Genomic DNA, 23,386 nt, shown 5'->3' on the forward strand with positions numbered 1-23,386 from the left:
CACTTTAACCCGGCCCGATTTATTTAGTTTATTGACATGAAACTAATTCGAGAATTTAGTTTATAGTGATGCAAATAATTATCACCAACATCTGGGTAAGTCGATTTCATGAGCAGTTCAGGAGCAGCCGCGGCCAAGCCTGGGAAACCCGGTCCGCTAGGCTTGGTGCTGGCCCCCGTACGCGGGCAATTGATGGCCGCCGCAGCGCTGGCCGCGGTGGGCACCATGCTTACCCTGGTGCCGCTGGCGGGGATCGCGCAAATTGCCCGTATCGTCCTCGCTGGCGCCGAGCCTTCCGCGACCGCTCAAGCCTGGCCAGGAATCTGGTGGACTGTCGTCGCCAGCCTGGCGTGCATGTTCGCCGGCATGGCGCTGATCTCGGCCGGCGAATTGACGGCTCATCTGGCCGATAACCGCCTTACGCATCGACTGCGCCTGGCCGCCGCGCAGCGGCTGTCGCAGGTGCCGCTGGGCTGGTTCACCAGCAGGGCGTCGGGCGAGGTCAAGCAGGCGATGCAGGACGACATCGGCACGCTGCACAGCCTGGCCGCGCATTTCTACACGGCGGTGGGACGCGCCGCGGGCGCTATTGCGATTTCGGTCATCTACCTGTTCGCGCAGGACTGGCGCATGGCGTTGGCGGCGTTGCTGCCGTTCCCCGGCTTCTTCCTGTTCCTGCGCCGGGCCATGAAGGCCGGCGGGGCGAACATGCAGGAATTCGTCGAGCGGCTTGGGCGCCTCAATGGCGCAACGGTCGAGTTCGTCGGCGGCATCCCCGTGGTCAAGGCATTCGGCGATGCAGGCAAGGCGCATCGCGGCTATCGCGAGGCCGTCGACGCCTTCGCCGAGGCGTTTGCCAGTTTTACCCGTCCGCTGGTGGCGGCGATGGCGCATGCCCATGCAATGGTCGCGCCGGTCACGGTGCTGGGCGTGGTGCTGGGTTTTGGCGCCTTGTTCGTCGGGCTGGACTGGATGGCGCCGGTGGATGTGCTGCCGTTCGCGCTGGTGGCGCCGGGAATATGCGCGCCGGTGCTGTTGCTGCATACGCTGCTGCACGATCTGGGCAGCGCCGCGGGCGCCGCGCAGCGCGTGCAGGCGCTGCTGGAGACGCCGGTGCTGGAACCGCTGGCGCCCGGCCAGGAACAAATCCCCGAGGGCCATGAAGTCCGGTTCGAGAGCGTGGGTTATTCCTATGGCGGGGAGCGCCGGACGCTGTCGGGCATCAGCTTCACGCTGGAACCCGGCACGGTCACCGCCATCGTCGGGCCCTCGGGCGCGGGCAAGTCCACGCTGGCGCGGCTGCTGCTGCGATTCTTCGACCCCGACGAAGGGCGCATCACGCTGGGCGGCGCCGATCTCAGGCGGATCGCGAGCGCGCAGCTCTACCGGCGCGTGGGCTTCGTATTGCAGGAAGTGCGCCTAATCCATGCCAGCGTGCGCGACAACATCGCGCTGGGCCGGCCCTCCGCGACCCTGCAAGAGATCGAGGACGCCGCCCGCACCGCCAATATCCATGAGCGCATCCTGGCGCTGCCGCGCGGCTACGATTCGGTGATCGGCGAGGACGCGCAGCTTTCCGGCGGCGAACTCCAGCGCGCCAGCATTGCGCGCGCCGTGCTGCTGGATCCTCCCGTGCTGGTGCTGGACGAGGCCACGGCGGCGGCCGACGCCGGCAACGAGGCGGCGGTCCAGGGCGCGTTGTCGCGCTTCGCCCGGGGGCGCACGGTGATGGTGATCGCGCACCGGCTGGATACGGTGATGCACGCCGACCGCATTCTGGTCGTCGAGGACGGCGCCGTCGTCGAACAAGGCCGGCATGAGCAGTTGCTGGCGCAAGGCGGCAGTTATGCCCGGCTGTGGGCGCAGGGCGGCTACGAAAACTCCGATGACAAAGAGGTGGCCGCATGCTGAAGACCTTCATGCTGTTGCTGGGCCAGGACGCGCCTGTCCTGCGCCGGTACGGCTGGATGGCCGTGGCCTACGGAGTGCTTTGCGGGCTGACTATTACCGCGCTGGCGCCGCTGCTCACGCATCTGCTTGAAGCGGACGTGAAGGCTGCCGCCCCGTGGCTGGCCGCGCTGCTGGCCGGGGTAGCGGTCTGCTGGGGCCTGCGGCGCCATGTGGAGCGGGCCGGCGTGCGCGTGGGCGTCGCCATCCTGCAAGACGCCCGCCATCGCCTCGGCGACCATGTGGCCAGCCTGCCCGTGGGTTGGTTCACGCCGCAGAATACGGCCCGTCTCGGGCACGTCGTCACGCAAGGCATGATGTCTGTGGCCCAGCTCCCCGCGCATGTCTTCACGCCCGTCATCGCCGGCGTGGTGACGCCAGCGGTGCTCGTCGTCGCACTGTTTGCGCAGCACTGGCTGTTGGGCCTGATCGCATTGGCGGCGCTGCCGTTGCTGGCAGGCTTGCTGGCGCTCACGGCAAGACTGGCGCGGCGCGCGGATGAGGCTTTCCAGCAGCGCTTTGCCGATGCCAGCCAGCGCATGGTCGAATTCGCGCAGGCCCAGTCGGTGCTGCGCGCGTTCAACGGAGCTGGCGGAGGCACGCGACTGCTCGAACAGGCAGTGGAACAACAGCGCGCGTCCGGGGCGCGGGTGATCTGGCTGTCGGCCGGGGCGGCCGTTCTCAACGTCTGGGCCGTGCAGGCCGTCTTTGCCGTCCTGCTGGCCGCCTCAGCCTGGTGGCTCGACGGCATCCTGGGCAACCCGCTGGCAACCGGACAGATCGTGGCCGCGATCGTCGCGCTGATGCTTGCGGTCCGCTATATCGATGCGTTGCTGGAGGTGGTCGGCTATGGGGAGGTGCTGCGCGGCGCGCGCGGGCAACTCGACGCCATCGAAGCGCTGTATGCCGTCCCGCCGCTGCCGGAGTCCGATGCGCCGCAGGAACCGCGCGATGCTTCGATCGAATTGCGCAATGTGCATTTCCGCTACGCGGATCACGCGCCCGAGGTGCTGCAAGGTGTGAATCTGCGTATCGAACCGGGCAGCATGGTTGCCCTGGTTGGCGCGTCCGGCTCCGGCAAGACCACGCTGGCGCGGCTGATTGCGCGTTTCTTCGACGTGAACCAGGGCGGCGTGCTGGTCGGCGGCGTGGACGTGCGGCAGATTTCCAGCTTGAGGCTGGCTGGCCAGATCAGCCAGGTCTTCCAGGACAACTATCTGTTCACGGGATCCATCGCCGAAAACATCCGCGCCGGCAGGCCGGGCTGCAGCGATGCCGAGTTGATGGATGTCGCCAAACAGGCCGGCGTGGACGGCATCGCCGCGCGCCTGCCGCAAGGGCTGGACACACCGGTAGGCGAGGGCGGCGCGCGGCTGTCCGGCGGCGAACGCCAACGCATCGCCGTCGCCCGCGCGCTGCTCAACCCTGCGCCCATCATGCTGGTGGACGAGGCGACCGCGGCGCTGGACGCGGAGAACCAGGCCATCATCACCGGGACGCTGGCGCGGCTGCGCGGGAAGCGCACGCTGGTGGTGATCGCGCACCAGCTTTCCACCGTGGCGATGGCCGACCAGATCGTGGTGATCGAGGACGGACGTATCGCCGAGCAAGGCACGCCCGCAGCTTTGCGTGAGAGCCAGGGGCGGTACGCGCAGTTCCTGGATCAGCGCAAGGCTGCCCGCGGCTGGCGCATTGCAGGGGCGCACGCCTGATGCGTGCCAGCCTGGTCGGCCTGTTCATCGTGCTTTGCGGCGCGTCGCTGCTGGTGGGCGCGCGCCAGATCGCCTGGCCGCAGCTGTACTCGCTGTCGGGTGATGCCTGGCTCACCTTGACCGCAAGCCGGCTGCCGCGCCTGGCGGCGCTGGTGCTGACGGGCATCGGGCTGGCCGTCTGCGGCGTGATCCTGCAGCACATCGTGCGCAACAAGTTCGTCGAACCCGCCACGTCGGGCGGACTGGATGCCGCCAAGCTGGGCATCCTGGTGTCGATGCTGTCGATGCCTGCCGCCGGGCCGGCGGCGCGGATGCTGTTCGCGCTGGGCTTCTGCTTCGCGGCCAGCCTGCTCTTCGTCGCAGTCGTCCGCCGCATCAAGTTCAAGAATACGGTGCTCGTGCCCGTGATCGGCCTGATGTATGGCGGCGTGCTGAGCGCCCTGGCGGAGTTCTACGCGTATCGCAACAACATCATGCAGAGCATGCAGGGCTGGATGTTGGGCGACTTTTCCAAGATCGTGCAGGGCAACTACGAGATCATCTACCTGATCCTGCCGATCGTCGTGTTGACCTATCTGTACGCGCACCGCTTCACCGTCCTGGGCATGGGCGAAGGCATGGCGGCGAGCCTGGGCCTGAACTATCGGGCCACCGTGGCGCTGGGGCTGATCCTGGTGGCCGTCACCGTGTCCGCCACGGTCATTACCGTTGGGGCTATTCCCTTTGTGGGGCTGGTCATCCCCAATCTGGTCGCGCTGCGCTACGGCGACAACCTGGGTCGCACCTTGCCCGTCGTCGCGCTGGGAGGCGCGACGCTGCTGCTGGCCTGCGACATCCTGGGCCGCCTTCTGATCTATCCGTTCGAAGTGCCTATCGGACTGACCGCGGGCGGCGTGGGCGGCATCCTGTTCCTTATGCTGATCTTCTGGAGGCACCGGTGACGCGCGCGGTTCCCCGGCAGGCGGCATGGGTGACGGTCATCGCATTGGCCCTGGCTTTCCTGCTGTTCCGTTCCAACCTGGACTTCGACTACATCATTCCCAAGCGGCTTGCCCGGCTTGCGGCCATGCTCATCGGCGGGATCTGCATCGCGTGGTCTTCCATCGTGTTCCAGACCATCACCGGCAACCGGATCCTGACGCCGGCCATCATGGGCTACGAAGCCGTCTACCTGTTGCTGCAATCCCTGATGGTCCTGGCCATGGGGGCGCAGAGCCTGGTCCTGCTGGGCGCAAACGGCAACTTCTTCCTGTCCGTGCTGCTGATGCTGGGCTATTCGTGGATCATCCACCGCTGGCTGTTCCGCGATGGCAGGCAGAACGTGTACTTCCTGCTGCTGGTGGGGCTGGTGCTGACGATGGTGATCGGCACCTTCACGCAATTCGTGCAATTGAAGACCAGTCCTGGCGAATTCTCCATTCTGCTCGGCTTCACCCAGGCTTCCTTCAACAAGGCGGAGCCGGGCCAGTTGTTGGTTTCCGCGATCGTCGTCGCGGGCGTGTGCCTGGCTGGAGTCAAGACGTTGCCGGCGCTGGACGTGATCTCGCTGGGACGCGATCAGGCCATCTCCCTGGGCGTGGATTATCAGCGCGTCTTGCGGCTGCATCTGGCGCTGATTGCGGTGCTGGTCGCGGTGTCGACCAGTCTGCTGGGACCCACCGCCTTCATGGGCATCTTCGTCGCCAACACCGCCTATGCCCTGACGCGCACGCGCCGGCACCGCGCCACGCTGTCGGCCGGTTGCGCTATCGCGGTTGGCATTTTCATCCTGGCGCAGCTTGCGGTCGAACATCTCTTCAACTACCGGACCATCGTCGGCATCCTGGTCAACCTGGTTTGCGGCGCCTGGTTCCTGGCGCTGATGGCGCGCTCGCGAGGCACCGCATGATCACGATCAAGAATCTCTCGAAGAGCTATGGCCCGAAGACGGTGCTGCGCGATGTCTGCTTGCAGTTCCCCGCCGGGCGGATGACCTCGCTCATCGGCCCCAACGGCGCGGGCAAGACCACCTTGCTGATGATGGCAGGGCGGCTGCTGGAGCCGAGCGAGGGCGAGATCCTGATCGAGGGCGCCAGGGCATCGGGTATCCGTATCGGCGATTACGCCAAGCGCGTGGCCACGTTGCGTCAATCGCCCGATTTCAATCTGCGCCTGACGGTGGAGGATCTCGTCGCCTTCGGGCGGTTCCCATATAGCCGCGGCGCGTTGACGCAGGAAGACCGCCGCGTGATCGACGAGGCGATTGCGTTCCTCTCGCTGGAACCGCTACGCGCGGCCTATCTCGACGAACTCAGCGGCGGGCAGCGCCAGATGGCGTTCCTGGCCATGACGATCGCCCAGCAGACGGACTGCCTGCTGCTGGATGAACCGCTCAACAACCTCGACATCAAGCATGCGGTCCAGATCATGCGCGCGTTGCGCCGCCTGTGCGACGAGCACGGCCGCACCGTGATCCTGGTGGTGCACGACATCAACTTTGCGGCCAGCTATTCCGACCACATCGTTGCAATGAAGGCCGGGGCGGTGCATTGCGCCGGCAGCGTGCCCGAAGTCGTGACCGAGGACCGGTTGCGGGAACTTTATGGGCTGGACTTCGAGATCACGCAAGGCGCACGCGGACGCCTGTGCAACTACTTCAATCCATCAGGAGAACTGAAATGATCCTCAAGCACGGGCGCAGGGCATGGGCGCTTGCCCTGCTGGCCGCCACGACGGCCGTGATGCAGGGCTGCGGGCAGGAGGCGGCGGAATCGTCCAAGGCGGCGCGGCCGGCCGCCACCAGCCCCGCGGCGCAAGGGGCATACCAACCCGTCTCTGTGCAGCACAAGCTGGGAACCACGGTGATCGGCAAGCTGCCGCAGCGCGTGGTCGCGCTGGACATGAACGAGGTGGATTTCCTGGATCAGCTGGGCGTTCCGGTCGCCGGCATGCCGAAGGACTTCGTGCCTCACTTTCTGGAGAAGTACAAGAACGCCGCGGATGTGCAGGACACGGGCGCGATCGTCCAGCCCAATCTGGAACGGGTGCACGCGGCCAAGCCTGACCTGATCCTGATCACCTCGCTGCAGGCGAACCACTACAAGGAGCTGAGCGAGATCGCGCCGACGATCCACTTCGACGTGGACTACCGCGACAGCGAAGCCAATCACATCGAGATCATCAAGGATCACCTCATCACGCTGGGACGGATCTTCGAGAAGGAAAGCCTGGCACGCGACAAGGCCGCCGCGCTGGACGCCAAGGTTCAGGAGGCGAAGCGCCTCATCCAGGACCGCCCCGAAAGAGCGCTCATCGTGCTGCACAACAACGGCGCCTTCAGTTCCTTCGGCGTCCAGTCGCGCTACGGCTTCATCTTCAGGGCCCTGGGCGTGAAGCCTGCGAGTCCCGACGCGGAGGCCGGCCTGCATGGCCAGCCGATATCCAGCGAATTCATCCAGCAGGCCAACCCCGACATCATCTACGTGGTGGATCGCACTGCCGTGATGGAGCGCCGGCCAACGCTGAACGCCGAGAGCTTGAGCAATCCGCTCTTGCGCCAGACCGCCGCCTGGCAGAACGGCCGCGTGGTCTTCGCCGATGCGCAAGCCTGGTACGTCATGGCTGCCAGCGCACAGTCGCTGGCGCTCATGATCGACGACGTTCTCAAGGCCTATCAGAACTGATGCAGTCCGGGGATCGGGGGAAATTGCCGGTCCATATGTAAATGATTCCCAGTCGCCTTATTTCGCAGGCGGCCCCAAGCTCAACCGAACGGAGCACTTCATGAGCAAACGTCGCCATAACGGCCGCGCCGCACGCCTGCCATCGCGGGTGCGGCACGCGCATTCTGGCTTTTCCCTCAACTATCTCGCCGCGGCGCTGCTCGGACTGAGCGTCGGCGCGGCATCGCCGGCGTGGGCCCAGCAGGCGGCCGAGGCAGGAGTGAAAACACTGCCGGCAGTGACTGTCACGGGCCAGGCCGAAGCGCCCGCCGCACCCTATGCCGGCGGACAGGTGACCTACGGCGGCCGCGTGGGCTTTCTAGGCGACAAGGATTCGATGGAGACGCCATTTTCCGTCATCAGCTACACGGAAAAGTACATCGAGGACTTGCAGGCGCAGGACATCACCGACGTAATCGCCCGGACCGATCCTTCGGTGTTCAGCAACGGCGTGACCGGCGCCTGGAGCGAAAACTACTCGATCCGCGGCTTCAGCTCCAGCACTACCGATATTTCGTTTGGCGGACTGTTCGGCATGGCGCCGTACTACCGGACCACGCCGGAAATGTTCGAGCGCATCGAAGTCCTGAAAGGTCCGTCCGCCTTGCTCAACGGCATGCCGCCAGGCGGTTCCGTCGGCGGTACCGTCAACCTGGTGCCCAAGCGCGCGGGCGCCGATCCCCTGACGCGCCTGACGGCGACCTACATGTCGGACTCGCAGTTCGGCGGGCACATAGACCTGGGACGGCGCTTCGGCGAGAACCAGCAGTTCGGCCTGCGCTTCAATGGTGTGTATAGGGACGGCGACGGCCCGGTCGACAACCAGAAGAAAAAGGCGCAGCTGGCCGCGCTGGGCCTGGATTGGCGCGGCGAACGCGCGCGCGTTTCCATCGACATGTATGACAGCGATGAGCGTGTGGACGGCGTGACCCGAGGGATCAATCTGGCGCCTGGCATAGGCGTGCCCAAGCCGCCCAAGCCTGAAACCCTGTTGAATCCGGACTGGGCCTATGTGAAGAACCAGGACAAGGCAGCCATGATCCGCGGCGAATTCGATGTCAGCGATAACCTGATGGCCTACGCCGCCATCGGCACCAGCCGGTCCGAGTACACCTACAACGGCGCCATGGTGGCGCAGGTGTTCAATGAGGCGGGGGACTATCGCACCTCGATGGGCCAATTGAACATGAACGTGAAAAAGACGTCCGGAGAAGCCGGTTTGCGCGGCAAATTGCAGACCGGCGGCATCAAGCACCAGTGGGTGTTGAATGCCACGTACTACTCGGACAACCAGCGGGACTACGGCCGCAGAACGGTGCCGGGGGCGGACTGGGTCACCAACATCTACCACCCTGTGTGGGGGCCGGCCCCCGATACCAGTTGGCCGCCGATCCTGCACAGCAAGACGCGCCTGGTGAGCTACGGCCTGGCGGATACCTTGTCCTTCGCAGAGGACCGGGTGCAGCTGACGCTGGGCGCGCGGCGGCAGGAAGTGCGCACCGACAGCTACAGCGTCACGACCGGGGCGCGGACCAGCCGCTATGACGCCAGCGCCACGACGCCCGCCGCCGCGCTGCTGATCAGGGCGACCGACAACGTTTCGGTGTACGCCAACTACATCGAAGGCTTGAGCAAGGGCCAGACCGCGCCGGTCACCGCCGCCAACGCGGGACAGGTGTTCCCGCCCTACAAGACCAAGCAGACGGAAGTCGGCGTCAAGGTCGATCTGGGGGATTTCACCCATACCGTGAGCCTGTTCGAGATAAAGCGGCCCAGTAGCTATACGGACCCCGTCACCAACGTCTTCTCGTTCGGCGGCGAACAGCGCAACCAGGGCGTGGAGTGGGGCTTTTTCGGCGAACCGATGCGTGGTGTGCGCCTGATGGGCGGTGTGGCGTACATCGACCCCAAGGTCACGAAGACCGCCATCGCCGCCAACGAGGGCAAGCAGGCGACCGGTGTTCCCAAGCTCCAGGGCAAGCTGGGCGTGGAATGGGATGTGCCGGCGGTGCAGGGACTGACGTTGACGGCCAATGCAACCGCCGTGTCCAAACAGTACATCAGCGCCGACAATTCGCTATCGGTGGCGGGACGCACCACCTACGACGTAGGCGCGCGCTACGCCACCACGGTGGCTGAGCGCCCGATCGTGCTGCGAGCCGCCATCAACAATCTGACGAACAAGGCCTATTGGGGCATGCCGCAGTTGTCGAGCCTGGCGCTGGGCGCGCCGCGCACCTTCATGCTGTCTGCCTCGATGGAGTTCTAGGCGGGCGGCTGAATGGCGGGCGGCGCTGCCGCCCGCTTCAGGCTTCGATGGTCACGATATCCCCGGCGTGCCGCGCATACTCCAGCGCATAGGCCATTTCGCTGCGGGTCTGCGCATGGAGATAGAGCCAGGGCTGCCCGCGCGCGACTTCATCGCCCAACCGCGCGTGCAGCGACACGCCGGCTGCAGGCCGTTCCGGCGCGCCGGCCAGCTTGGCCAGGCGCGACAGCTTGCGGTTGTCGATATGGGTCACGCGGCCGGCTTGCAACGCGACCAGAGGTTCGACGTGCGCGGCCTGCGGCGGTTCGCGCAGGCCGCCCTGGGCGGCGCAGATGCGGGCGAACTTCTCCCAGGCCTGGCCGCTGTCCAGGGTCCGTAGTGCCAGCGCAATGCCTTGCCCGGGCGGCGCCGCGCCGCCGATTTCGAGCACGGCGCCCGCGACCAGAGCGGCGCGTTCGCGCAGGTCCTGCGGCTGATCGGCGTCGTTGCGCAGCACGGCCAGCACGTCGCGGGCTTCTAGCGCGGGGCCGATGCCGCGGCCGACGGGCTGGCTGCCGTCGGTATACAGGCAGCGCAGGGTCAGGCCGAAATGCGCGGCGGTTTCTATCAGGTGGCCGGCAAGGCGTTCCGCAGCCTCGCGGCTGCGGACTTTGGCGGTGGGCCCGACGGGGATGTCGATCACCACATGCGTCGCCCCGGCGGCGATCTTCTTGGATAGCACCGAGGCGATCAGCTGGCCCTCGGTGTCGATGTCCAGTTCGCGTTCCACCCGCACGAAGATGTCGTCGGCCGGGCTCAGGTGCATGGCGCCGCCCCAGGCGATGCAGCCGCCCTCGGCCTGGACCACCCGTTGCAGCTGCTCGATGCCCAGGTCCACCGGCGCCAGCATTTCCATGGTGTCGGCCGTGCCCGCCGGCGAAGTGATCGCGCGCGACGAGGTCTTGGGCATGACCAAGCCGTTGGCCGCGGCGATGGCGACCACCAGCGGGGTGGTGCGGTTGCCGGGCAGGCCTCCCACGCAATGCTTGTCCACCACGATCGGCGCCTGCCAGCTCAGGCGGTCGCCGACTTCGACCATGGCTTTGGTCAGGAAGATGGTCTCGTCGACGCTCAGCGGCAGCGTGGCCGTGGCGGTGAGAAAGGCCGACAGGTGCACGTCGGTGTAACGGCCGCGCACCACGTCGCGGACAATGGCGGCAAGATCCTCTTCGCCCAGGCGGCGGCCATAGATGCGCTGGCGCACGCCGGCCAGGGACTCCAGCACCGGCGGGTGGCGGACCTGCACGCTGTCGCCGTCGCGTATGTCCAGCGCGTCCCAGGCTTCCTCGGACAGCGCCACCTCGTCGAGCGCGAGCAGGTCGCTGTCGATCTGGTAGAGCTGGGCCTGTACTTCGTGGCCGTTCGAGGTGATCAGCACTTGCGAACGCGACGCCAAACCTTCGGAACGGCAGACGTGGCAGTCCGCGCGCATCAGCGCTATCGGCTGATGCTGCGCGTGCAGGCGCATGCGCGTGGCGCGCAGCGCGGGCGGCTTCAGTTCCGGCACGCTGCTCACAGCTCGTACCTCTGGTCCTGCAGCGGGACGGTGACATGCCAGCTGAGTTCGCGCTCGATGCGTTCGCGCAGCGCTTCGGAGGCCTCGGGTTCGCCATGGACGATGAAGACCCGGCGCGGCGCTTCCTGGAAGCCGGACAGCCAGCGCATCAGTTCGTCGCTGTCGGCATGCGCCGACAGCATGGGCAGTTCGGCGATCTCGGCATTGATGGGCGTCCACTGGCCGTAGATCTTGGTTTCAGTCGCGCCATTGAGCAGCTTGCGGCCGCGCGTGCCGGCGGCCTGGAAGCCGGAGAAAAGCAGGGTATTGCGATGGTCGCTGCCGAAGGCGGCGATATGGTGCAGCACCCGGCCGCCGGTGGCCATGCCGCTGGCCGAGATGATGACCTTGGGATAGCGGTTGGCCGACAGCGCCTTGGATTCTTCGACGTCGCGCACATAGGTCACGGCCGAGCAGGCGGCCTCGTATTCGCGCGGGGAGAGCTTGTGCTCGCCGGCATGGCGGTCCAGCAGTTCGGTGGCGCTGGTGGCCATGGGGCTGTCCAGGTAGACCGGGATGTTCTGCAGCCGGCCGGCCTGGCGCAGCTTCCACAGCGCATGGATCAGGGTCTGCGCCCGCCCGACGGCGAAGGCTGGAATGACGACCGTGCCGCCGCGCTGCACGGTGCGTTCGATCACGGCGCCCAGGGCTTCGACGGGATCGGCCGGGTCGTGACGCCGATTGCCGTAGGTGGACTCGATGACGATGTAGTCGGCCCGTGGCACGGGCTCGGGATCGTGCATCACCGGATCGTTGTAGCGGCCCAGGTCGCCCGAGAACACCACGCGCATGCCGCCGATATCGATCTGCGCGGTCGTTGCGCCCAGGATGTGGCCGGCGCGGCGCAAGGTCAGCTTCGCGCCGCCGGGCAAGGCGGTTTCCTGGTGCAGCGCTACATCGGAAAAATGCGTCAGCGCGCGTTCGGCGTCGACCACGCGATAGAGCGGCAGCGCGGGTTTGTGCTTGGAAAAGCCCTTGCGGTTGGCGAAGTCCGCGTCCTTTTCCTGCAGATTGGCGCTGTCCAGCAGGATCAGCTCGGCGACGTCGCGGGTTGCGGGCGTGGCGTGGATCTTGCCTTTGAAGCCTTCGGCCACCAGCCGCGGCAGATAGCCGCAATGATCCAGATGCGCGTGCGTAAGCACCACCGCATCGATGTCGGCGGGCGACAGCGGCAGTCGCTGCCAATTGAGTTCGCGCAGGTTCTTCAGGCCCTGGAACAGGCCGCAGTCGATCAGCAGGTGCGTGTCGGCGTGGCTCAGGAGGTGCTTGGAGCCGGTAACGGTGCCGGCTCCACCCAGGCAGGTCAGTGTGAGCATGGTTTCCTTGTGCAGCATCAGAATGATCAGGCGAGGTCGGCGGGATTGCCCTTGCCGTCCAGGGCTTGCAGGCGCGGCGCGTCCAGCACGTCTACGCGGCGCCAGCCCGCGACGGCAGCGGCCGCATCTACTGCATGCGCCCAGGTGCAGCGGTTGGCGTACAGCATGCCGCCCACGTCCAGCGTGCCGCCGCGGCTGATGTAGCCCAGCGCCCGGGTGCGGGCCGGGCCGCCGTCCAGCCGGCGCAGCACGCCCAGCATGGGTTCGGGGCGCGTATGGCACAGCAGCACGCGCGGCAGGCCGGGCGGGAAAAGCGCGTGGACGGCTTCGTCGGACAGGACAAAAGCGGATTCGAGCTCGTCGCGCGGCGTGCGCAGTCGGCCAGGTTCCAGCACCACGGATACGCAGCACTCGCGTCCCTGCCGCGCCAGATGGGCGCGGGCTTTCAACGCCTCTTCGAGCTGGTACGCGCCGATGGCGACGAACTGCAGCACGCTGGTCTTCGGGTCGCCGGCGACGTGCGCGGCGCCCTGTTCGATCAGCGTCTGCGCGGCCTGGGCGTCGAAGCGCTGCGTGCCCTCGCGCTTGGACACGACCATGCAGGCCACGTGCGCGCGCTGCGCGTAGACCGCGCGCAGCGCCGCCGCGGCGCTGTTGCCGTCCACCGGGAAGAGCACGCGGGAGGTGTCGGACATTTCACCCAGCAGGGCTTCGCCTATGGTGGGATCCTGGTGCGATTGCTCGTTCTTGGCGTTCTCCCACGTATGGGAGGTGACCACCAGCGGCACTGACAGCCAGCCCGGGGATTGTCCCAGTTCCTTCTGGCGGCGCGCGAAGATGATTTCCTGGCGCAGCAGGCCCAGCATCTTCACCGCGAAGGCCTCGTAGCTGACGATGAGGTTCAGGCCGCCCTTGTTCGCCAGCGCGGCGGCGGCCACCGCTTCCTCGTTCAGGGCGGTGATGACGGCGCCGTGCTGGTCTTCGGCCACGCCGGCCTCCGGATGGTCGACGCGGTGCTTCAGCAAGGCCAGCGTGCCGCCCATCTTGTTGCTGGCCAGTTCATCCGGATTGCCGATGCGCACGCGCAGGCGCGGATTGGCCCGCACCAGTTCGACGAACCAGCGGTCCAGCGCCGCCATGGCGCTGCCTTGGGCGCCTGCGGTTTCCCAGGCGGGTTCGGGCAGGGCAGGCGCATCGGGATGCCGGTGCGCCATGGGGTGTCCGCTTTCCAGCGGGCGTTGCTGCGCTCCGTGATTGGCCAGCGCCGCCAGCGCCGCGTCCAGTTCCGGCCCCGGGACGAACAACCGGGCCGCGCTGGCGTTGAAAGCGTCGCGGGCCGCGCTGTCAGTATGAGGGTTGCCGCCCAGCGGCAGGTTGTGCGCGGCGTTGGTGCCGGCGCCGGGAAAGCCGAATCCCTTTTCGGTTTCGGCGATGACGTAGGGTAGCCGGGCGGGGTACTGGAAGCCTGGCGCCGCGAGGCTTGCGGCCAGCGCGTCTTCCGCCGCCAGGATGGCCCAGGCGATGGCCGCCGGATCACGGCCGTCGACGATGAGCGGATCGAAGCCGTTGTGGCGCAGGTCCTCGGCCAGCCAATGCGCGCCGCCTTCCTGCACGATCTGCGTGCGCTGCTCGATGCGGCGGCCATTGAGGATCATGACCGGCACGGCCTGGCCGCAATCCTCGGCGCGCCACCAGCGCGTGGCCCAGTCGGAGCCGCGCTGTTCTTCGAACGCGCCGTCGCTCAGAAAGGCCACCAGGCTTTCGCCCGGCAGCGGCATGTGCACGTATTGCAGGCCGGCGAATCCCAGGTAGCCGCCTTCCGACACGGCGCCCGCCGTGTTGGGGCCGGCGTGGCTGCCCAGCGGCACGGCTGGCAATCCGCGGGCGTCGATGGCGTAGGAATAGAAGTCCGTGATCAGGCGTCCCAGCCCGGCTTCGCTGCGGTCATAGCGGCCGCGCTGCGCAGGCGACACGTCGCCGGTCAGGGCGTTGACGGCTTCGATGGCGGCCACGCAATGGCCCTGGCCCATCAGCCAGCCGCGGGTCTTGCCGCTCAACGCGTTGGCCAGCAGGTAGGCGACGAAGGCGGGCGCCATGTTCAGCGAACCGCCCGTATGGCCTTCGGGGTTGGGCTTGAAGTCATCGGCGGCCAGCGGTGCGCCGTTCAGGTCGATGCGGCGTGCGTAGGTCATGTGCGCCACCACGTTCATGGCGGCGCAGCTGAGGCGGTCGGCCGCGGCCAGCATGGCGTAGGCATCGTCCGCGCTGGCGATGCGGCCGCTCGCCGCCAGGCGTTGCACCAGCGCATCGATGCGCTCGACGGTTTCAGCGCGGTGCTGGATGGGGCCGTGGCCAGATAGCCAATGCTCGCGTAGCGTCATCGCGGGTTCCTTTCAAATCGGGTGATCAATCGCGCAGGTCGCGCAGGAGTGCATTGGCCAGCAAGGGCGCGAGTTCGATGCGGTTGCTGGGATGGGGCACCGCGTCGGTGGAAACGACGCGTTCAAAACAGGCGGATACCTGGGACCAGGCGTCCTCGGCGAAGAGCGCATGCACCACCACGCATTGCGGCGGCCGCATGCCCGCCAGCTTGCCGGCGGCCGTCACCAGGGTGCGGCCGGACGAGGCGATGTCGTCCACCAGCACCGGCGTGCAGTCGCGCCAGGCGGAGAGGTCGGGCGCTTCGATGTCGACCTGGCGGTCGCCGTGACGGGTCTTGCGCAGCACCACGTGTGGCGCGCCAATGCGCGCGGCGATGGAGCCGGCCCATTGCTCGCTTTCCTCGTCGGGGCCGACGATCAGCGGCGCTTGCACATTGCCGGCGATCCAGCTGGCCAGCCGCGGCGCGGCATGCAGCGTGGTGGTCGGGATGGTGTACAGCGCCGCCAGCGACGGATGCCGGTGCAGATGCGGATCGACCGTCAGCAGGCGGTCGAAGGTCGACGACAACAGGCGCGCGAACGACAGCGAACTCACGCTTTCTCCGTCCTGGAAGCGTTTGTCCTGGCGCATATAGGCCAGATAGGGCGCGATCAGGTTGACCTCTGTGGCGCCCAGGTCGCGCGCGGTGTCGGCCGCGAAGATCAGGCCGAGAAAGCTGGGATCCGGCCGGGCCAGCGTGCAGACGATGTCGACGGCGCGTCCGCGCGGGTCGCCATGCAGCCGTACGTAGCTTTCGCCGTCAGGAAAACGGCGGGTCTCGACGGCGCCGAGTTCACCTTGGCACAGGGCGGCAAGGCGCTTGGCGAATCCTTCGTTGCCGGGGAGCGGGAGGATCAGTCTTTGCATGAATGCCGGGTCCGCCTGATCGAGGTAAGGGAAACCGAAGAGGCCGGGTGGGCCCCGCGCAGCCCCAATGGGGCCGCGGCATTCTGATTATGGCGCAGGGGCGGCGTTTGCCGGCGTTGTCGGCCGGTCAAACCTTGATGTAACTCAAAGGTTTTATGTATGCCGCCGCGCCAGCCAGATGTTGGCGCCGCCGCAGGTCGTATCGCCTTCCACGTGGCGCACCACTTCGAAGCCGGCCTGGCGCAGCAGTTCGCGGTACTCCGCGCTGTCCAGGCTGCCGTGATAGAGCGGTTGGCCTTCGAACCGGCCGATGGCTTCCCCTAGATGTGTCCCGCTGGTGTACATCAGCGCGGCGCCCGGCGCGGCAAGGCGTGCGAAGGTCTGGAACATGGGCCGCTGGTCTTCAGGCCGCAGGTGAAAGAAGCTGTGCCAGGCGATCAGCCCCTGGAAGGGCCGCAAGGGCGGCAGGCTGCGCATGTCCGCTTCAATCCAGCTGTGTCCTGGGAACGAGGCTCTTGCCCTCGCCAGCATCGCGTCCGAGGCATCCACGCCGGTCAGCCTGCAGCCGCGTTCGATCAGATGGCGGGCGATGGGGACGCCGTTGCCGCAGCCTATGTCCAGCACCTGGGGAGCGGGGCCGGGCAGCAGATCCAGGAACGCGTCCAGCCAGGCGCGTTCGGCCAGCTGCGTGCCGCGCAGTTTCTCGAAGGCGTCGGCATGTTCGCGATACAGCGTGATCACGTTGTCGGCGGGGGAGGTGGACATCGCGGCGTTCCCTAGTAGAGTTGCAAATCCCGATAAGCGAGCAACGCCCGCGTTGCACAAGGACTTCCATGAGCAAGATCGAGCGCCTGCGCCTTCCCGATGACGATCCCGCCTTTGGCGGCAACCGGATCTTCGACCTGTTCCAGTACTCGCCTGCGGTCACGGCCAACGGGCTGGTTTTCATCGCCGGGCAGATCGGATTGCGCGCTGACGGTTCCGTGCCCGAATCGGCTGCGGAGCAAGCCGACGTGGCGTTCCGGCGCATCGCCGCGGTGCTCGGCCATCTGGGCCTCGATTTTACAGACGTGGTCGAAATGGTCTCGTATCACGTCGACATCGGCGCGGACCTTGCCGGGTTCCGCGCGGTGAAGGAAAAGTACATACGGTCCGAGTTCCCGGCCTGGACCATACTCGGCGTCGCCGCGCTGGCGCGACCCGGTCTGGCGGTGGAGATCAAGGTGGTCGCGGCGGTGCGCGATTCGAAATAGGGGGGCCGGAAGCGGCGACTCGTCAGCCGGGATGGTTGATTCGTCATCTTGGACTTGTACGGCGCGCGGTGAACGGCGAATTTCTCAATTTGCCCAATTCCGCCGCTGCAGCCATGATCTCCCCGCAAGATATTCCAAAGCCCGGCCGCAACGGCCTGCGGCTTTCCAGGCTGGCATTGCTTTTGCATGCGGGAATCTCCGCCCTCTACGTCTTCGGGCGGCCGGCGTTCTCCCAGACCGCGCCGCTGTCCTATCAACTGCGCGGCGCCGACGGCGCCTGTTGTTCCAGCGGCAATCATCCCAACAATGGCCATGACGGCCAATGGGGCCAGCGCGACTTCGTGCAGACGGACCGCAACCAGCGCATCAGCGCCAATGGGGCCGGCCAGACCGGCATCCTGATCGACGTCGGCGGCGGCCATGGCGGCAACGGCAGGGATGCCAACCAAAATCACTGGGGGGGCAATGGCGGCGGCGGGCGGATCATCGACTACAACTTGTCGGCCAGCACGGTCAACGCTGCTGGCCGCGGAATAGACTTGTATTCCGCGGGCGGCAATGGCGGCCTGTGGGGCAATGCGGACGGACCCAATGGCGGTTACGGCATCGGCGGCGACGGGCATCAGGCGCGCATCACGCTCGACAACGCTACGGTAATGGGCACGGGGTTCGGCGTCGCGGTCCAATCCTGGGGCGGCGCGGGGACTGACAGCGCCATCGCCGACGGCTTCAGCGGCGCTTACACGTCCGGCCACGGCGGCAGCGCCGGACTCGCGTCCGTGATACTGCAAGGGACGAGTTCGGTGACGGCGCGCGGACCGGGGCCGGGTGATGTCAGTGCCGCGGTGGGTCTGATCTCGTCGGGCGGGCCCGCGGGCGCGGCCGAGCACACGGGCGATTTCGGCGGGCATAGCGATGCGGGCCGGGGCGGCGATGCCTCGAGGGTCATGTTCACGTCCTCGGCCGGAACGTCAGTCAGCGGCCACGGCGACGGCGTGTACGGCGTGATCGCCCGTTCCATCGGCGGCAATGCGTCGACGTCCAATGGCGTTGACACCAAGGCCGCGGCGGGCGGCAATGCCGGCCAGGTCAGCGTGACCAACGGCGGCGCCATCAGGACCGACGGCAACCGGGGGATCGGCGTCTATGCGCTGACCCAGGGGGGCAATGGCGGCAACGGCGGCAACGGTTCGTGGTCCGGCGGACACGACGGCGGCGCGGGCGGATCGCCTGGCGCCATCTCGATCGTCAATACGGGGAAGATCACGGCTGGCAGCAACGGCAGCGTCGGCGCGAAAGGCATCGTGGCCAGCGTGCTGGGCGGAGAAGGCGGCCCCGGGGGCGCCAGCGGCGCTTTTGGACGGGGCGGGGACGGCGGCGCGGGCGCGGTTGCGGGCCAGGCGATCTCCATCACCAATGCGGGCGTCATCAGCACCTTCGGCAACGATGCGGCCGCCGTCATTGCCAACAGTGCGGGCGGCGGCGGCGGGCTGGCTTCGTCCAGCAACGGCATCATCGCCGTGGGCGGCGGGCATGGCGGCACGGGCGGCGCGGGAGGCGGCATCGCCATGGCCAACAGCGGCGGCATCGACACCTCGGGCGACAACAGCGCCGCGGTGCTGCTGCAGAGCATAGGCGGCGGTGGCGGCGTGGGCGGCGACGCCAACAGCACCGGCGTAATCGCGTCGGTCGCCATCGGCGGCACGGGCGGCGCGGCGGGCAACGGCGGCCTGATCCAGTTTTCCTCGCAAGGCAGGATTCTGACCCGCGCGGGCAATGCTTCGGGCGTGATCCTCCAGAGCATAGGCGGCGGAGGCGGCAGCGGCGGTTCGGCCAATGCGGTCGGCGTGGGCGTGGGGCTGAACGTGACGGTGGCGACGGGCGGCAAGGGCGGCAGCGGCGGCTCCGGCAGCACCGTGTCATTCACGCAAGCCCGCCAGGGCACGATCACGACCATGGGCGCGCACAGCAATGGCGTGCTGGCGCAAAGCATAGGCGGCGGGGGCGGCAGCGGCGGACTGGCGAATTCCCGCGTCGTCACGATCGCGCCGCAGCTGGGCGACAACCCGAGCGGCGCGGTCACGCTGGCAGTGTCCAACGGCGGCGTGGGACAAGGGGGCGGCGACGGCGGCACGGCGCTGGTCACGAATGAAGGAGGCATCCGTACCTCGGCCGCGCAAAGCAATGGCGTGGTGGCCCAGAGCATAGGCGGGGGCGGGGGCAATGGCGGCGGGGTCCTGGCGCCGGTCAAGACGCCGGTCATCGGCAATTCGCTGATCGATCTGCAACTGTCCGTGCGGCATGGCGGGCAGGGTGGGCAAGGCGGCAGCGGCGGCCGGGTGCAGGCAGCGAACGCCGGCACCGGCGCCATTGCCACGGCGGGGGCCGGGTCGGCGGGCATCGTCGCGCAAAGCATAGGCGGGGGTGGGGGCAATGGCGGCATCGTCCAGATGCACGACGCTGCCAGTTTCAACGACATCCTGGGCGCGCCGGGTAGTCTCGCCGGCCTGTTGGAGAAGGCGGCGGACTGGCTGGAAAAAGGGCCGCAGTTGGCGTTCAGCAAGGCCGTCAGCCTGTCCGTCGGGGTCACGACCGGCGGCAGCGGCGGCGCGGGTAGCGCTGCCAGCGCATTCGACGTGCGCAACGATGGCGCCATCGCGACGGCGGGAGACCAGGCGCCGGGCATCCTGGCGCAGAGCATCGGCGGTGGTGGCGGCAATGCCGGGGCGATAGATTCGGCTGGGGCGTCCACGCTGCTGTCCAGCATCGATGCGCTGATCAAGGCCGCCGAGTCCGGCGCGCAGGACCTGTTCACGGTCGCGTTGCCGCAGACCAGCATCACCCACCAGACCGGCGGCAACGGCGGCGCGGCGGGAGCGGGCGGAGGAAGCGCGTCCAATCCGGCCATCGTCACCAACACGGGAACGATCGCCACGCAAGGCAGCGGCTCGGCAGGCATTGTCGCCCAGAGCATCGGCGGTGGCGGCGGCAGAAGCGCGGCCAGCGGACAGGACCTGCAGGCTGTCGTGGCCGCGGGCGCCGGCAGCCAGGCGCCCGAGATCATCGACAAGATCACCCGCATCGTCGGCATCCTGGGAACCAAGGGCGGATTGCTGCTGGGATCCCTGATCAATGTGCGCAACGGCGGCGTGGCCGGGGCCAGCGGCGCGGGCGGCGCGGTCACGGTCGACGCCGGCGCCTCGGCCAGCCGGATCAGCACGCAGGGCTATCAGGCGCCCGGCATCCTGGCCCAGAGCGTGGGCGGCGGCGGCGGCATATCGATGGTCGACCAGCCCTTGTTCCTGTGGAGCCAGACCGCCGCCACCGTCGCATTGGGGGCCACGGGCGACTCGTGGCAGAGCATGACGACGAGTATGGGCGGCGCGGTCAACGTCAGCCATGGCGGGACGCTGGCGACTGGCGCGGGCGGCTCCGCCGGGATCATGGCGCAGAGCGTGGGGGGAGGGGGCGGCGTCAGCACGCTCGCCTTGCGCAACGCCAGCCTCGCCGCGATCCAGCAGAACGCGTCCCTGTCGATCACCTTGGGCGGCGATTATCCGTCGAACAACAGCAGCGGATTCGGCCTGGCCCAAGTTGCCGGCGGTACGGTCAGCGTCGCCAACAACATCGGCCGCATCGCCACGCAGGGGTGGTTTGCGCCGGGAATTCTGGCGCAAAGCGTGGGCGGCGGGGGCGGCATGGCGGCGGTGTCGTCCAGCGCGGCGCTTAGCGGCGTCGATATCCGGGTGGGAAGCGCGGCGACCGATACGGGTGGCCCTTTTTCGAGCAGCGTGAACGGCGCGGGCGGCACGGTTGCCGTGTCGAACCTGGGCGGCAGCATCGCGACCCACGGCGCGCTTTCCTTCGGCGTGCTGGCGCAGAGCGTGGGCGGCGGCGGCGGCCTGGTGACGATGGACAACGGCTCGGGGCCCGCCTCGAGCGTGGCGAACATCACGTTCGGTTCCAGCGCGCCGATGGCCGGCCCGGGGGGAACGGTCAGCGTGACGCAGGACGTGGGCGGAAGCATCGTCACCGCTGGCGTAAATTCGCACGGCATCGTCGCGCAAAGCATAGGCGGCGGGGGCGGCATCGCCGGCCTGGCAACGCGGCCCGGGCTGGTGACCTTGAAGCCCGTCTCGTCTCCCGCGCAAGGCGGTGACGGGAACGTCGTCAGCTTGTCGATCGCGGGCCGGGTCGTCACCTCGGGCAGCGGCGCCGCCGGGATACTGGCGCAGAGCGTGGGCGGCGGCGGCGGGCTGGCGGGCGACCAGTCAGCCGCGCACTACACGACCGGTCTCATACAGAACGCCGGCCTCACTGGCGGCATGGGCAATGGCGGGGCCGTCAACGTGGCCATCGGCACGGGAGGCACGGTCCAGACCTCGGGCGCGAACGCGCCTGCGATCCTGGCGATGAGCGTGGGCGGGGGCGGCGTGTTCAAGGACGGCAGCCTCTATCAGTACAGCACTCCCGGCAACGAACCGGCCTATGGCGGGCCGGTAAGCGTGGACATCGGCTACGCGGCGCAGGTGGTCGCCACCGGCGCCAATTCGCCGGCCGTGGTCGCCATCAGCAATGGCGCCTATGGCGGAGGCCGGGCCATCTCGATCAACCTGGGTCAGAACGCCCTGGTCAGCGCCAGCAGCGCATCCGGCACGGGCATCCTGGCGATCGCGCCGCTGGCCAGCGCCACCATCACCAACGCCGGCGTCATCCAGGCGCAGACCGCCATAGACGTGGCCGGCGCAGCCGTCGTCAACAACAACGGAACCGTGGCGGGCGACGTGCTCATGGGCGGCGGCAGCCTCTTCCACAACAACGCGGGCGGCGCCTTGTACAGCGGCGCCCGCTTCCAGGGCGACCTGGACAGCGCCGGCCTCCTGAATCCGGGCGGACCGGGCGTGTACACGACCACGCGCATCACGGGCGCGCTGAACCATACGGGAACCTACCGGCCCGATCTGAATTTCGGCGGCCATAACAGCGACTTCATTTCGGTGACGGGCGCATCGACCTTCGCAGGCACCGTCAAGCCGGTGCTGCACAATCCCGTGAAGAATGTATGGCTGGGAATAGGCCATTTCGCCGCCGCGCAAACCAGCATGCCCGCGACCGCCAGCGACAGTCCCTTGTTCAGCTACGCGCTGAAGAACAATGGCGCGGGCGCCCTGCGCGATCCGCTCATTTCTGTGGATGCCAACTTCACGCCCGCGGCGTTGCCGCTTTCCGCGGATCGCGCGCGGATCGCGAATTCCCTGCAGACGCTGTGGGACCAGGGGAAAGCGAGCGATGCGTCCACCTTCGACAAGTTCACGGGAGTCCAGAACGCGGACCAGTACCGCGACGCCCTGAACCGCATCGCCCACGACGGCCAGTTCGCCCGCGCCGCCAACCAGATGCATGCCTCCTACGCGTCGATGAACCGGATGATGAGCTGCCCGGCCTTCGTCGGCGAAAGCACGATCCTGCGCGAGGGCGATTGCGTCTGGACCCGCCTGGACACGAACTGGACCGAGCGCAAGGCCACCTCGGACGACGAGGGGTACCGCGTTCGCCAGAGCACGCTCACGCTGGGCGCGCAACGCGAGTTCGCCACCAATTGGTTCCTGGGCGGTTCGTTGAGCTATGCCTATGGCAAGACCACGTCGGCCGCCGACTTCTCTGGCAACAGCGATACCTACGCGGGCGGCCTGGCCTTGAAGTACAACAATGCGCCGTGGCAGGTCTCGCTTGCCGTGCACGGCGGCGTGGAGAAGAGCAGGATGTCGCGCGGCACGCTGGACGGCACGGCCAGGAGCAAGCCGGAGTCGTCCTTTCTTGCGGCCAGGCTGCGCACCGCCTACGAGTTCAGCCAGCCGTCCTGGTACTTGCGGCCCTATGTGGATCTGGACGTGAATCATATCCGGCAGGACGGCTATAGCGAACAGGGCGCGGGCGCCTTGAACCTGAAAGTGCGCGGCAACGACACGACCTCGTTCATGGCTTCGCCCATGATCGAGCTGGGCGGGCGCAAGGACCTGGCCAACGGCGCGACCTTGCGCTCATACGTGGCCGGCGGGATGAGCTTTCTGAGCGGCGGCGACGTGGTCACGACGATGCAGCTCAATGGACCGGGCGCGACGCCCTTCACGTTGCGGTCGGGCATGCCCAGAACCTACGGCAACCTGTCAGCCGGCCTGGAATACGTCACGCCCAAGGGCGTGGAATTGAAGACGGAATACGCCTTGCGCGGCAACGGGGAATACCGCGACCAGTCCCTGACCCTGCGCGCCGCCTACCGCTTCTGAGCAAGCGGCGCGGCAGGGT

At 67.6% G+C, this 23,386-nt stretch carries 14 protein-coding genes; 9 read left to right on the forward strand and 5 right to left on the reverse strand.

Going from position 1 to position 23,386, the window contains the following annotated elements; all coding sequences use genetic code 11:
• Positions 1 to 108: 108 nt before the first annotated feature.
• From AC1RHV_RS18320 to AC1RHV_RS18350, 7 genes are all read left to right on the forward strand, one after another.
• On the forward strand, positions 109 to 1,911 hold the full coding sequence (locus AC1RHV_RS18320) for an ABC transporter ATP-binding protein (RefSeq protein WP_492301599.1): 1,803 nt from the start codon (positions 109 to 111) through the stop codon (positions 1,909 to 1,911).
• Positions 1,905 to 3,659, forward strand: coding sequence for an ABC transporter ATP-binding protein (locus AC1RHV_RS18325; RefSeq protein WP_119451903.1), 1,755 nt, complete (start codon positions 1,905 to 1,907; stop codon positions 3,657 to 3,659). Before AC1RHV_RS18320 ends, AC1RHV_RS18325 begins: the two co-directional genes overlap by 7 nt.
• A complete protein-coding gene (locus tag AC1RHV_RS18330; RefSeq protein ID WP_054451809.1) occupies positions 3,659 to 4,600 on the forward strand; it encodes an ABC transporter permease in 942 nt (313 codons plus the stop codon). The genes AC1RHV_RS18325 and AC1RHV_RS18330 overlap by 1 nt, the downstream gene beginning before the upstream one ends.
• Positions 4,597 to 5,547 (forward strand): iron chelate uptake ABC transporter family permease subunit, encoded by a 951-nt coding sequence (locus AC1RHV_RS18335; RefSeq protein ID WP_492301601.1) that lies wholly within the window; start codon positions 4,597 to 4,599, stop codon positions 5,545 to 5,547. The genes AC1RHV_RS18330 and AC1RHV_RS18335 overlap by 4 nt, the downstream gene beginning before the upstream one ends.
• On the forward strand, positions 5,544 to 6,320 hold the full coding sequence (locus AC1RHV_RS18340) for an iron ABC transporter ATP-binding protein (protein WP_054451805.1): 777 nt from the start codon (positions 5,544 to 5,546) through the stop codon (positions 6,318 to 6,320). Before AC1RHV_RS18335 ends, AC1RHV_RS18340 begins: the two co-directional genes overlap by 4 nt.
• The gene (locus tag AC1RHV_RS18345) at positions 6,317 to 7,321 is read left to right on the forward strand and encodes a siderophore ABC transporter substrate-binding protein (RefSeq protein ID WP_306652452.1); all 1,005 of its coding nucleotides are present in this window, start codon (positions 6,317 to 6,319) and stop codon (positions 7,319 to 7,321) included. The genes AC1RHV_RS18340 and AC1RHV_RS18345 overlap by 4 nt, the downstream gene beginning before the upstream one ends.
• A gap of 100 nt (positions 7,322 to 7,421) precedes the next feature.
• The gene (locus tag AC1RHV_RS18350; protein ID WP_492301602.1) at positions 7,422 to 9,629 is read left to right on the forward strand and encodes a TonB-dependent receptor; all 2,208 of its coding nucleotides are present in this window, start codon (positions 7,422 to 7,424) and stop codon (positions 9,627 to 9,629) included.
• Positions 9,630 to 9,666: 37 nt separating this feature from the next.
• Here the strand turns inward: AC1RHV_RS18350 and AC1RHV_RS18355 are convergent, their stop codons facing one another.
• The 5 genes from AC1RHV_RS18355 to AC1RHV_RS18375 all read right to left on the reverse strand — a co-directional run bounded on the left by AC1RHV_RS18355 (position 9,667) and on the right by AC1RHV_RS18375 (position 16,592).
• Positions 9,667 to 11,184, reverse strand: a complete 1,518-nt coding sequence (locus AC1RHV_RS18355) for a thymidine phosphorylase family protein (protein ID WP_054451799.1) — start codon at positions 11,182 to 11,184, stop codon at positions 9,667 to 9,669.
• Complete coding sequence (locus AC1RHV_RS18360; RefSeq protein ID WP_054452288.1) at positions 11,181 to 12,539, reverse strand: MBL fold metallo-hydrolase RNA specificity domain-containing protein; 1,359 nt, start codon at positions 12,537 to 12,539, stop codon at positions 11,181 to 11,183. The genes AC1RHV_RS18355 and AC1RHV_RS18360 overlap by 4 nt, the downstream gene beginning before the upstream one ends.
• Positions 12,540 to 12,565: 26 nt before the next feature.
• Positions 12,566 to 14,920 carry a phosphoketolase family protein gene (locus AC1RHV_RS18365; RefSeq protein ID WP_492301603.1) on the reverse strand — a complete coding sequence of 785 codons (2,355 nt, stop codon included), beginning with the start codon at positions 14,918 to 14,920 and terminating at the stop codon, positions 12,566 to 12,568.
• 25 nt (positions 14,921 to 14,945) lie between these two features.
• Positions 14,946 to 15,827, reverse strand: coding sequence for a ribose-phosphate pyrophosphokinase (locus tag AC1RHV_RS18370; protein ID WP_192492400.1), 882 nt, complete (start codon positions 15,825 to 15,827; stop codon positions 14,946 to 14,948).
• A gap of 153 nt (positions 15,828 to 15,980) precedes the next feature.
• Positions 15,981 to 16,592, reverse strand: coding sequence for a class I SAM-dependent DNA methyltransferase (locus AC1RHV_RS18375; protein ID WP_119451909.1), 612 nt, complete (start codon positions 16,590 to 16,592; stop codon positions 15,981 to 15,983).
• Between the two features lie 68 nt (positions 16,593 to 16,660).
• Here AC1RHV_RS18375 and AC1RHV_RS18380 point away from each other — a divergent pair, with 68 nt between their 5' ends.
• Both AC1RHV_RS18380 and AC1RHV_RS18385 read left to right on the forward strand, forming a co-directional pair.
• Positions 16,661 to 17,080: a RidA family protein gene (locus AC1RHV_RS18380; RefSeq protein ID WP_125471240.1), complete on the forward strand. Its 420-nt coding sequence runs from the start codon at positions 16,661 to 16,663 to the stop codon at positions 17,078 to 17,080.
• 113 nt (positions 17,081 to 17,193) lie between these two features.
• Positions 17,194 to 23,367, forward strand: coding sequence for an autotransporter outer membrane beta-barrel domain-containing protein (locus AC1RHV_RS18385; RefSeq protein WP_492301604.1), 6,174 nt, complete (start codon positions 17,194 to 17,196; stop codon positions 23,365 to 23,367).
• Positions 23,368 to 23,386 lie beyond the last annotated feature (19 nt).

The sequence above is a fragment of the Achromobacter sp. GW823-FHT04E03 genome (assembly GCF_058796095.1).